Below are 13,045 nucleotides of genomic sequence, written 5' to 3' on the forward strand. Positions count from 1 at the left end.
GATTTTAGCAGACAAGAATAGCGTTGAATTTGCAGCGTGCCATACACATGCCGCATTTGATACATTTATCGGGAGCAATGACATGTGGCTTGCGCACCAGCCCGCTGATAGCATCCGCCGGACAGTTTTTGGCGCATAGATGACAACCAATGCAACGTTCCGGACTGATGGTATACGTTAATAGTGATTTACATTGCTTGGAACGACAAGTCTTATCCCGTACGTGTTCCATATATTCATCGTAGAAGTTATCCAATGTGGATAAAACGGGATTCGGAGAGGTTTGTCCCAGTCCGCAGAGGGCCGTATCTTTGATGACTTGTCCCAAAGTGGCAAGTGTGTCCAGGTCTTTTTCTGTGCCTTTTCCTTCTGTAATCTTGTTCAGTAGTTCCAGCAGACGTTTGTTTCCAATGCGGCAAGGTGTGCATTTCCCACAGGACTCTTCCACTGTAAAATCCAGATAAAAGCGGGCTACGGATACCATGCAGTCGTCCTCATCCATGACAATCATCCCTCCTGAACCCATCATGGAACCGGCCGAGAGAAGGTTGTCAAAGTCAATGGGAGTGTCCAGATGTTTTTCTGTCAGACAGCCGCCTGACGGTCCTCCTGTTTGTACAGCTTTGAATTTCTTTCCGCCTTTGATGCCTCCTCCGATTTCGTAGATTACTTCCCGAAGAGTAGTTCCCATCGGCACTTCGATCAGCCCTACATTATTAATCTTTCCGGCAAGAGCAAACACTTTGGTTCCTTTGGAACGTTCTGTGCCAATCGTTGCAAACCAGTCGGCTCCTTTGGTTAGAATAATGGGAATATTGGCAAGTGTTTCCACATTATTTACATTGGTTGGTTTTCCCAGATAACCGGATTCGGCAGGGAAGGGAGGTTTCAGAGTCGGCTCTCCTCGTTTTCCTTCCATCGAATGAATAAGGGCAGTTTCTTCTCCGCAGACAAAAGCTCCGGCTCCGTATCGTATTTCTATGTCGAAACTGAAATCTGTTCCTAAGATATGATCTCCCAGTAATCCGTATTCGCGTGCCTGATTGATAGCTGTTTTCAGTCGGTTGATAGCTAACGGATATTCGGCACGGATATATACTAATCCTTTGGTGGACCCGATGGAATAACCGCAGACACACATCGCTTCTACAATCGAATGTGGGTCGCCCTCCATAATGGAACGGTCCATGAATGCACCGGGATCTCCTTCGTCGGCGTTACAAACCACGTATTTGACATCCGACTGTTGTTTGTTGGCAAATTCCCATTTCAGTCCCGTCGGGAAACCGCCACCACCACGTCCGCGAAGTCCCGAACGTTTGATAATATCAATAACGTCCGTCGGCTGTTTGTTAAGCAGGCAATCGGCCAATGCAAAGTATCCTTCACGGGCGATATACTCTTCAATATTTTCGGGATCGATAAAACCACAGTTACGCAATGCGATGCGGAGTTGTTTCCGGTAGAAATCCATGTGCTTGGAGTCGCTGACGGTATGTTCCGTTTTAGGATCTACATACAGCAACCGTTCGATTCTTCGTCCTCCGATGATATGCTCGTTGATGATTTCTTCCGCATCTTCGGGAGTGACTTGGGTGTAAAAGGTATTATCGGGGATAATTTTCACGATAGGACCTTTTTCACAGAAGCCGAAACAGCCTACGGTGATGACTTCTACTTTGTCGGTGATTTCGTTCTTTTGGATGGCTTTTAGAAGATTGTCTGTAATACCCTGGCTGGAAGATGCCTTACAGCCTGTACCACCGCAGATCAGAATCTGAAGATGTTGCGCACCGGATGCCAGTCCGTAACACTTTTCAGTCACCTTTTCATTACTTTCTTCGCGCAATGAAAGATTGTGCTCTGCTCTCTTCCTGATTGTTGCCAAATCATGGATAGATAAAATTTTCATAAGTATCAGAATTGTTAGTCGGTTTTTTTGCAAATATAGTTCTTTGTTTGAATAAAAGCAGCGTTCGGGCAAATAAAACAGGTCTTAATGAAAGTAATTAGGTAAATAATTCTCTATCTTCGTATTTAATAGGTAGTAAACCTAAAAATGAAATATAAAGTATGAGACAAATTTTACTGGGACTATGTCTTCTTTGCTTATTGAATAATGCATCCGGACAGGAAAACGGACGGGAAATTCCGTTGCCGGAGAAAATGCCGCAAGAACATCCGAGAGTGTTGACTACACCGGATGGAAAGCAGGATACGTGGGAGCTGATTAAAAAAGAGAAATGGGCGAAAGACGTATTCAATAAATTGAAGGAACGAACCGAAGTATATACCAATCTGACGGATGCTCAACCCGCATGGTTGTTATCCCGTCTGGCCATGTATTGGAAATCTCATGCAACCGAGGTATATGTTAAAGGTGAGACTTACGATCATGCCGGAGGTAAAAAAGCTCCTTATCCGACTGTCCGTTATACAGGAACACGTGGAACGGCTGCTACTCATGGCCGTCCCAAACTGGCAGATGTAGTGCCTTATGACGATGATGAAAACGGAAATGTGACTTTTTGTAATAATGCATTGCCGGAACGTCCTTTGGAAAGTGTACATCCGTCAAAAACGGGACGGAATATCGAAAGTCTGAACCGGGAAATTCTGGGAATAGCTTGTGATGCAGCTTTCCTTTATTGGATGACAGATGAGGAAAAATTCGCGAAACTGGCTGCCGGTGTGTTTGATACGTATATGACTGGAATTTATTACAGAAATGTTCCCATTGATCTGAATCATGGTCATCAACAGACATTGGTGGGGTTGACTTCTTTTGAAGTGATTCACGAAGATGCCCTGCATATCGTTGTTCCCTTGTATGATTTTCTTTATAATTACCTGAAGACCAACTATCCGGAAAAGATGGATATCTATGCCGGTGCATTTAAGAAATGGGCGGATAACATCATTGCGAATGGAGTCCCTCATAATAACTGGGATTTATTGCAGGCACGATATATCATGAATGTGGGATTGGTGCTTGAAGATAATAAAGAGTATGCAGATGGAAAAGGACGTGAATATTATATTGATTATGTATTGAACCGTTCCAGTATCCGTCAATGGAGTCTGTCTCGTCTTGCCGATTATGGCTTTGATTCAACAACTGGTATCTGGGCAGAGTGTCCGGGATATAGCAGTGTGGTAATCAACGATTATGCTAATTTTGCCAATCAGTTTGATAACAACTTGAAATATGATTTGGTAAAGGCTATGCCTGTACTGTCGAAAGCTGTGGCAGCCACTCCGCAATATCTTTTTCCCAACCGGATGATTTGTGGGTTCGGAGATACGCATCCAAGCTATTTGAATACGAACTTCTTTATCCGCATGATACAGAATGCGCAGGCAAACGGTAAAACGGAACAGGAGAACTACTTCAGTGCTTTGCTGAAATGCTTGAATCCCGAAATTGATAATGAAAAGGGTGAGAAGAATAACGTGCGTGTATCTGTCAATTCTTTCTTTGAAGATAAACCGTTAAGTCTGAATCCGAAAGTGAAAGCAGGGAAAATAGAGGACTATGTTTCTCCTTTATTCTATGCTCCCAATGTGTCATGGCTGGTGCAGCGGAACGGAATGCATCCGCGTCATAGCCTGATGATTTCTCTGAATGCCAGTGAAGGAAACCACATGCACGCTAACGGCATTTCCATGGAACTTTATGGAAAAGGATATGTGCTTGGACCAGATGCAGGAATTGGGCTGACTTTGTATAGCGGCCTGGATTATGCCGAATATTATTCTCAATTTCCAAGTCACAATACAGTATGCGTAGATGGAATATCGAGCTATCCGGTAATGAAAAGCAATCATTCTTTTGATTTGCTTTCCTGTTTTCCTGCTTCGGCAGAACCGGGAAAGGAGTTTACTTCTGTGACTTATAGCAATGTCTATTTTCGTGAACCGGAAAGCAGAGCGGATCAGACCCGAATGATGAGCATTGTTACCACCGGATCCGAGACAGGATATTATGTGGATGTATTCCGGAGCCGGAAAGAGCGTGGAGGGGATAAGATGCATGATTATTTCTATCATAATCTCGGACAGACCATGACATTGACAGCAGCTGATGGTATAGACCTGAATCTTCAACCGACAGAAGAACTCGCTTTTGCTGGAGCGCATCTGTATGGTTATTCTTATTTATATGACAAGAAAGTAGCGGCTACCGGTAAAGATGTAAAAGCGACCTTTACCATCGACATGAAAGATAAAGGTGGGGATGATATAGTAATGAATCTCTGGATGAAAGGGGAACCGGATCGTGAAGTTTTCACGGCCTTGTCACCGATGACCGAAGGTTTAAGTCGTACGCCTGGTATGCCATATAATATAAAAGAACAACCAACATTGACTTTCGTGGCCCGTCAGCATGGAGAAGCATGGACTCGTCCTTTTGTCGCAGTCTATGAACCGAGTACGAAGAAAGAACCGTCTGCCATTCAGTCTGTATCCTATTTTGATGCGGAAGAAACTGTTTTGAAAGACTTTGCCGGTATCTGTGTGAAAAGCAAAAATGGGCGTACAGATCATATTTTCTCCTTGTCTGATGCTACGCAGACCGCCACTTATCAAGGAATGAAAGTAAAAGCAGACTATGCAGTTGTCAGCAATGAATATGCAGGAAACCGGACTTTATTCCTGGGGAACGGAACGCAACTTGTTGCACCCAAGGTGACCGTTCATACGGATCAGGCGGGCAATGTGTTACTCGAAAAGAAACAGGGAAAATGGTATATCCTTTCTTCTGTTCCTTGTACGGTGGTTATTAATGGAAAGAAGATAAAATCAGGAATAACATCGCAACTCACGTTATTGCCTGTCTGATTAAAATGATTCTGAATGAAAAAAGCATATCTAGTGTGGGGGGATTAATGATACTTATGATGGAATTAAACAGGGTAGGACAAAATGTGTCTTTTCTGTGATGGGAGGATTATATATGGAAATAACAAAGATGGATCTATTTAGGATATTACAAGGTAGAAAGAAGGGGCTATTGCTCACATTTATTGCATTTTCAATTTTTGCAAATGCGCAACTGGTGACTTATCCGGAAGGATTGAAAGCAGGGATGCAACATAATGACGATTATACTGTCCGGGTACGTGTGCCGGGTGGAGAATGGAAAGACTTGTTTGAATATAATGTCAGTGTGGATATGGACAATGTACAATCAGCTTCTATGGTACAGTTTGATATGGGCAGTCCTGTTGAGGTGATGGTAAAGAAGAATAACGGGCTGATTCAAGATGTACAAATCCGACCTTTGGTAAATGGAATCCGGCATACGGTAAATCAGAACACTATTTTATTTACTTTGGAGAAACCACGATATCTATCCGTGGAATTTAATGGTGACCGCTTGCATAATCTTCATCTGTTTGCTAATCCTTTGGAGACAGAAACTTACTCGGAAAGTAGTGCGGACGTCATGTATTTTGGACCGGGAATACATCGTCCCCAGGATGTTCCCAATAATCAAATTCGGATCCCTTCTAATACAACAGTTTATCTGGCACCGGGCGCTGTCGTAAAAGCAAAATTATTGATAGATAAAGCCGAGAATGTACGTATCATTGGTCGTGGAATCCTCGATCATCCACTACGCGGCATTGAAGTAACTTATTCTAAAAATGTATTGGTTGATGGAATAACCATTGTAAATCCCGATCATTATACGGTTTTCGGAGGTGAAACCACCGGCTTGACCATCAAGAACCTGAAATCTTTCAGTTGTAAAGGATGGAGCGACGGCATTGATCTGATGTGTTGCAATGAGGTATTGATTGATAATGTTTTCATGCGAAATAGTGATGACTGCATTGCTGTTTATGCACATCGTTGGAATTATTACGGCGGAAGTAAAAATATCACTTTACAGAATTCTATCCTTTGGGCTGATATTGCACACCCTGTCAATATCGGCGGACATGGCAATTCGGCGGATGAAGTGGGAGAGACAGTAGAAAACATAACTGTCCGCAATATCGATATTCTGGAACATGATGAAGATGATCCTCTTTATCAGGGATGCATGACGATAGATTGCGGTGATAAGAACCTGGTACGTAATATCTTGTTCGATAATATAAGAGTAGAAAGTATTCAGGAAGGACGTTTGTTCCATGTCAATGTCCGCTTCAATCCGAAATATGACAAGCAGCCCGGACGGGGTATTGAGGATGTTATTTTCCGTAATATAACCTATAATGGAGTAGGCGAGAATCCCTCTCTATTGAAAGGATTAGATGAGAATCGTAGAATAAAAAATGTGACTTTTGATAATGTGATGATAAATGGGGTGAAGATGAAGAATATCGATGGCTTTATAACGAATGAATTTGTGAAAGGAATTAAAGTAAAATAATTATCTTTGTTCGTAAGTAAGACATAGCAGAAAAAAGAGACTTAAAAATAACACTATGATTAACAGGCTTATATGTATTGTTTGGGTGATATGGTTGGGGAGTATCCATGAAGTAGTACAGGCACAACGAGCCTTTGTACATCCCGGTATCACTTATACAAAGGGTGATCTGGATAGAATGAAAGCAATGATTGAAGTGCAAAAAGAGCCCTACTATTCTACTTTTCTGAAATTGAAAGAATCCCCCTATTCTTCATTGGAAGCTCCTGTTCATCATCGTGGAAAGCAAATTCAGGGAGGACGATTCAATGCTACCATTGGAGTAGATGGCAGGCGTGCCCATGATTTGGCATTGCTCTGGCATCTGACCGGAGATGAGGCTTATGCACGTAAAGCGGTAGAGTTTCTGAATGCAAATTCTTATTATACAAACACAAGTAGTCGTGGTACAGGACCACTCGATAATGGCAAAATCTACTTGCTGATAGATGCTGCGGAACTAATGCGTGACTATCCGGGATGGAAAAAGGAAGATCAACGGAGATTTAAAGATATGTTGGTTTATCCGGGATATAGCCATACAGAGGATTTGGCTGCCAAGTATGCCGATTACTGGGATGATTCGAAGAATGGAATAACCTTCTACTGGAATATCTATAATTTTGATGTTGCGCGTTTCGGAAATCAAGGATTGTTTGCAGCGCGCGGAATGATGGCAATGGCAATTTATCTGGATAATGAAATAATGTATGACCGTGCTTACCGTTATTTATTGGGCATGAAACATCGGGCGGACGATTTACCTTATCCCTCCGGTCCTGCAATCAGTAGCGAAGAGCCGATCCGCACGTCACCCACCATCATTGATTATAAATTGCTGGGAAGGAAAACGGATATTTCTGATTATGGTTATGATGAGCAGTTACAACATTATATTTATCCGAACGGACAATGCCAGGAGTCAAGCCGCGATCAGGGGCATGTGTTTGCCGGAGTTCATAATTATGTGGCAATAGCGGAAATGGCATGGAATCAGGGAGACTCTCTTTATAGCTGTCTGAATAATCGTCTGTTGTCCGGATTAGAATGGAATTATCGTTATAACCTTTCGAAGATACAATCTTATGAAGATCAGAAAGAAGCCTGGGAACCCACCGGATTTACAAAAGACGCAAATGAAGTAACTTTTGAAAATGGAAAGTTTTTGCAAATAAAGAGTCGTAGCGGACGATGGGAGTCAGTAAGTATATCTTCGCATGGGCGGGGAGATGTTTCCGGGAGCGGTGGAACACGTGAAATGGCTTTGGCTCACTATGCGGTACGTGCCGGTTTACCTTTGGAAAAGTACACGTGGCTTCAACGTTATCGTGATTATATGATTGAACATTATGGCTGTGAAAACTGGGGAATAGCTCCTAATTGGTTTTACGAATGGACGGGATGGGGAACATTAACGAAACGCCTGACTCCTTGGATGGCAGGTGATCCGGTGATTTTTTCTTCGGGAAAGCGAATCTCCGGAATACATCTTCTACCCGGTACAATCCAAGCAGCTGATTATGATTACTACTCTTTATCAGAGAATCCCGAAGGTCATACCTATCATAATGTAGGGGTGAAACGGGGAAATGAATACCGTCCGGATGGGGCTGTCGAATTAAAGAACATAGGAAACGAATATGTAGTGACACAAGTAGAAGATGGAGAATGGATGAATTATACAGTAAAGGTGCCGTCTGTAGGAACATATACTGTTTATATCACTTATCAATCGAGAACTAAATCAGCACTTTCCGTTGCTTCTGATCAGGGTACTGATACGGGAACAACTTCTTTACCGGCTTCAAAGCAATGGACAGAAAAAGAAATAGGCTGCTTGTCACTTTCAGCAGGAGCATGTGTCTTGCGTTTATCGGTGAAAGAGGCAGGGGAAAATTTGCTTCTTGGCAAGATTCATGTTAGATTGCAGGGCGAAAAGAAAAAATAATCGCAGGGTAGATACGGGGATTTGACTTTTGCTTCGTATATAAAATAGTAACAATGTAAAGTGATGGCCATGAAAACACGAATATATTTGTTAATAGCCTTATTGGGCGTCCTATTCCTGAATAACGCATATTCGCAGGAGTCCTCTTATGTCTTCCGGCATATCGGGGTTACTGAAGGACTACCGGATAATTATGTCAAAAGTGTATTCTCTCTTCCGGACGGGCGGATCGGTGTCCGTAGCACAGTATTGCTTAGTTTGTATGATGGTGCAAACTATGCCAACTACCCTTTTACCCTTAGGGAAGAATATCCCATTTCATATAATCATATTATCCCTGAACAATACATTGATGCCGATAAGCGTTTATGGATGAAAGAACGTGGTATATTACGTGTTTTTGACTTGATTACTGAACAATATGTCCATAATGTAGATTCTCTGTTGCTTCAATTCGGTATCAAAGAAAAGGTGGCGGATATGTTTGTTGACTCGGAAAAACATTGTTGGTTTTTGACGTCCGGTTCGTTGGTGTATATGTATGATAGCAAGAAGAAATCTTTGGACTTGATATGCCGGAATGATGAATTTATGGAATTCTATGGTGGACTCTTAGGAGTGGAAAGCCATGGAAATTGTAGCTGGATGGTTCATCAGAAAGGAGCTATCCGTTGTTATGATCAGGAGAAGAAGCGTTTTGTCAAACAAATAAATTTCCTGGAAGGGCAGTTGAAACCGGACGATCGCGTCATCTTGAAAATACTGGGTAATGGAGACTTTTGGGCAATGTGGGATCGTGGAGTTGGTTATTATGACGTATATAACAACAAATGGAACCAGATTTCTGATATACAACTCGGACATTATTCCTGGTTTACCTCCATGGATATAGATAAAGGAGGAAATGCATGGGTTGGTACTGTACAGGATGGAATATATACCATAGATATGCATAATTTCTCGGTCACTCATACATACGATCTTTCTTTATTATCGGGCAAAAAACTGCAGAGTGGCATTCAGAGTATTTATTGTGATTGGGAAAGCAATGCTGTTTGGATTGGTTTGTACAATCAAGGTATCTGCTATTACCATCCCAGTATGAATAAACTCATGATATGCAATAAGAAAGTGCTGACCGGAGCTTGGGGGGGAGAAGAAATTCGCTGTATGTTAGAAACTTCGGATGGGGCTATCCTGATGGGAACTTCACAAGGACTTTATCGCTATTGTCCTGAGTCACACCGTATGGATATTTTTTATAAGGAATTTAATCAGAAAAACTGTCGGGTGCTTTATGAAGATAATCAGAAACGAATTTGGGTAGGCACTTATCATGACGGATTATATTGTATCGAAAAAGGAAAAGTGAGAGCCTTTGCTTATCCCAATACGGACTATCAGAATGAACTGGATTATAGCAATATACGTACGATGGTGTCGGACTCGTCCGGACGGTTATGGATCAGTATATACGGTGGCGGCGGAGTCGGTCAGCTCAACCCCGATAATGGGAAGATTACTCTGTTGTCGGAGCAATTTCCTGAATTGAAAAAATACAAAGTGGCCAATGCATTGGCTGTGGATAGTCATTCAAGATTAATAGTCGGGAGCGATAATGGTTTATATATCTATGATCCTGCAAAGAATACAGTATGGATACCGGAACAGGATGGAGGAGCCAATTCTGTATTTAATCGTGGCAGTTATAAATATAATCAGATTCTGAAAGACCATGAAGGCACATTGTGGTTTGCTACGCAGTATGGACTGACCATTTTGACTTCTGATGACAAGAGTTATACGTTAGGTAAAGAAGAAGGATTGACCAGTGCAATTCTAAATGTCGTAGAAGATCATAATCATGATATCTGGATTTCTACGGTTACTTCGATTTATAAGATTAAAGTAGATAGAAAAGCGGATAAATACTCGTTTCATGTGGTCAGTTACCTATCTGAAGCAGAGATTCGTCAGGATGATCTGTTTAATTTTCCTTCGATGGTAACCAAGAACAACAAACTCTATTTCGGGTTAATGGACGGATTTGTCACTTTCTTACCGGAGAGTATGCTTGACAACCAATGTCTTGTCCGTCCCTTGATTACCTCATTCAGACTGTTCAATGTTTCGGTTAGTTCCGGAGAAGAATATAATGGACGTGTATTGTTCGACAAGGCACTTAGCTATTCAGACGGAGTTTCTTTGGACTATGATGAGAATTTCGTAACGCTTGAATTTTCCGGGTTGAACTTTCCCAATCCTTCGCAAACCTCTTTCCGCTATTTGTTGGACGGACTTGATAAAGAATGGACTGAAACATTGTTTGAAAGCGGGCAGGGGCGTGTTACCTATAATAATCTTCCTCCCGGTGAATATATTTTTCGTGTATCGGCAGCCGGAAATGACCGGGTATGGGGACCGGAGGCGGAGTTTGCCATAACGATTCATCCTCCTTTCTGGGATACAGTTTTCGCCCGTATCCTTTATGCAATTCTTTGCTGTCTGGCCATAGTAGGAATAATCTATGTAGTCAACCGTCGTAATCACCAAAGAATGATTCGTATGCAACAGGAGGAGGCTTTGAAACAGAAAGAAGAACTGGATCAGATGAAATTCCGTTTCTTTACCAACATCAGTCATGAACTGCGTACCCCGTTGACGTTGATTATAACTCCACTCGATATGATGATACGCAGAGTAGCAGATGAGACAATGAAGAAACAGTTGAATACCATTTATAAGAATGCGCAAAACCTATTGTCACTGGTCAATCAATTACTTGATTTCCGGAAATTGGAAATGAAAGGAGAGAGGCTGAACCTGATGAATGGGGATATGGAGGAATTTATAGTCTCTGCCTGCAACAATTTTACACCGATGGCAGTCGAAAATCATCTTAACTTTGTCAATCAGACTTTGCATAGACCTGTCTATATGTTTTTTGATCGCGACAAAGTGCATAAGATTGTGAATAATCTGTTGTCCAATGCCTTTAAATTTACCCCTGAAGGTGGTACGGTAAATCTGTTCTTTTCTACAGAAGAGATCGAACAAAGAATGTATGTTAAGATTGAAGTCTCCGATACAGGAATCGGAATTTCCGAATCTGATCTTCCTTATATTTTCGATCGTTTCTATCAGGTGGGTAAGCAGGCGGATGAAAAACTGGGTAGCGGTATCGGCCTGCATTTGGTCAGGGAATATGTGACAATCCATGAAGGTAAGGTCAAAGTAGAGAGTCAGGTAGATCGTGGATCGACATTTATAGTATGGATACCGATGGATTTGAAACTGGAAGAGGAAGCCATGTCTGAAGCAACGGAGGAAATAGTGGCAGGTGAAGTTGCAGAAGCGAGTGCTCCTGTGGTTACCGGAGAAGACAATCATAAGAAATTGTTGTTGGTAGAGGATAACAAGGAATTCCGCACATTCTTGAAAGAGCAATTGGAGGATTTCTATCAGATTGTGGAAGCCGGTGATGGTGAAGAAGGCGAAAAATGTGCGATAGAGGAAAATCCGGATTTGATTATCAGCGATATTATGATGCCGAAAGTAGATGGTATTGAGCTTTGTCGCCGTATTAAGACGAATGTGCAGACTTCCCATATTCCGGTGATATTGTTGACAGCCCGTACGGCAGATGATATAAAAATCAATAGTTATGAAGTAGGAGCGGATTCTTATATGTCGAAACCTTTCAACTTTGACATGTTGATGGTTCGCATCGAAAAACTGATAGAGCAACAGGAGAAGAGAAAACAGGAATTCCGTAAGAACATTGAAGTAAATCCCAGTGCGATAACGATTACTTCGGTGGATGAACAGTTGATACAGAAGAGTCTGGAGTATTTGGAAAAGAACATGGATAATCCGGAATATGGGGTGGAAGAACTAAGCTGCGACCTGGGTATGGCGCGTATGAGTCTTTATCGCAAGCTGCAATCGATTACAGGTGATACACCAACGGACTTCATCCGTAGTATTCGTCTGAAGCGTGCGGCACAACTCTTGCAAGGCAGTCAATTGCCGATTGTGGAGGTAGCCAATCGGGTAGGATTCAGTTCGCCGAGTTATTTTTCAAAATGTTTTAAAGAGATGTTTGGGATGTTACCAAAGCAGTATGTAGAAGAGCATGAGAAAAAAGAATAATGAAAAAAGACTTCAGACTGTAATATAATTTATTACTTTTGCATCAATTTGGTTATTCGATAGCCTGTCTGGCGATCATAGTATCGCAGACTTTTAATTTTTAATCTTTAATTGATATTATATGAAAGTATTAGTTTTTATTTCATTGGTTGGAAGTTTGTTGTTGGCTTCTTGTGGAGGTAGTGGTTCGAAAGGTAATGCAAACGCTCAAGAGGTGAATCCGGCAGATACTATTTATTTGGGTGACTTGCGTGAGAAATTTGATGGAGACAGTGTGTTCTTTAAAGTCGTTGCTCCGGATCTGATGTTGATGGATTATCAATATTTATGGGCTGTAACAGAATCGGAAGCGATCGAAAAGGGTCTGACAAAAGAATACTATAAACGCGTCAAAAAAGAAATTACCGATACGAATGAAGCTATCAAAAGAGGTGTCATGAAAGGTGCGAACGTAAAACGTATACCGGATTTTCAAGAATTACAAACGAGCAAATGAAAGAATGTAGATGAGGTAACATCAT

General features: G+C 41.7%; 6 protein-coding genes. 5 read left to right on the forward strand and 1 reads right to left on the reverse strand.

All coding sequences use genetic code 11. From position 1 onward, the window contains the following. Positions 1 to 4 precede the first annotated feature (4 nt). Positions 5 to 1,912 carry an NADH-quinone oxidoreductase subunit NuoF gene (gene nuoF, locus KTR06_RS03165; RefSeq protein WP_008774971.1) on the reverse strand — a complete coding sequence of 636 codons (1,908 nt, stop codon included), beginning with the start codon at positions 1,910 to 1,912 and terminating at the stop codon, positions 5 to 7. 161 nt (positions 1,913 to 2,073) lie between these two features. Here nuoF and KTR06_RS03170 point away from each other — a divergent pair, with 161 nt between their 5' ends. From KTR06_RS03170 to KTR06_RS03190, 5 genes are all read left to right on the forward strand, one after another. Next, complete coding sequence (locus KTR06_RS03170) at positions 2,074 to 4,842, forward strand: heparinase II/III family protein (protein ID WP_217289955.1); 2,769 nt, start codon at positions 2,074 to 2,076, stop codon at positions 4,840 to 4,842. A 130-nt stretch (positions 4,843 to 4,972) separates the two neighbouring features. Then, positions 4,973 to 6,385, forward strand: a complete 1,413-nt coding sequence (locus KTR06_RS03175; RefSeq protein WP_032811824.1) for a glycosyl hydrolase family 28 protein — start codon at positions 4,973 to 4,975, stop codon at positions 6,383 to 6,385. A gap of 55 nt (positions 6,386 to 6,440) precedes the next feature. Then, positions 6,441 to 8,372, forward strand: a complete 1,932-nt coding sequence (locus KTR06_RS03180) for an alginate lyase family protein (RefSeq protein WP_120067428.1) — start codon at positions 6,441 to 6,443, stop codon at positions 8,370 to 8,372. A 69-nt stretch (positions 8,373 to 8,441) separates the two neighbouring features. Then, positions 8,442 to 12,524, forward strand: coding sequence for a hybrid sensor histidine kinase/response regulator transcription factor (locus KTR06_RS03185; RefSeq protein ID WP_120067451.1), 4,083 nt, complete (start codon positions 8,442 to 8,444; stop codon positions 12,522 to 12,524). 121 nt (positions 12,525 to 12,645) lie between these two features. Beyond that, a complete protein-coding gene (locus KTR06_RS03190; RefSeq protein ID WP_120067427.1) occupies positions 12,646 to 13,020 on the forward strand; it encodes a hypothetical protein in 375 nt (124 codons plus the stop codon). Positions 13,021 to 13,045: the final 25 nt, after the last annotated feature.

It is taken from the genome of Bacteroides sp. MSK.20.12 (assembly GCF_019052435.1).
Taxonomy (GTDB): domain Bacteria; phylum Bacteroidota; class Bacteroidia; order Bacteroidales; family Bacteroidaceae; genus Bacteroides; species Bacteroides xylanisolvens.

What these genes read in the sequence shown, in the direction of transcription:
- nuoF (WP_008774971.1), bottom strand. Translation starts at nt 1,912, where the DNA reads ATGAAAATTTTATCTATCCATGATTTGGCAACAATCAGGAAGAGAGCA.
- KTR06_RS03170 (WP_217289955.1), top strand. Translation starts at nt 2,074, where the DNA reads ATGAGACAAATTTTACTGGGACTATGTCTTCTTTGCTTATTGAATAAT.
- KTR06_RS03175 (WP_032811824.1), top strand. Translation starts at nt 4,973, where the DNA reads ATGGATCTATTTAGGATATTACAAGGTAGAAAGAAGGGGCTATTGCTC.
- KTR06_RS03180 (WP_120067428.1), top strand. Translation starts at nt 6,441, where the DNA reads ATGATTAACAGGCTTATATGTATTGTTTGGGTGATATGGTTGGGGAGT.
- KTR06_RS03185 (WP_120067451.1), top strand. Translation starts at nt 8,442, where the DNA reads ATGAAAACACGAATATATTTGTTAATAGCCTTATTGGGCGTCCTATTC.
- KTR06_RS03190 (WP_120067427.1), top strand. Translation starts at nt 12,646, where the DNA reads ATGAAAGTATTAGTTTTTATTTCATTGGTTGGAAGTTTGTTGTTGGCT.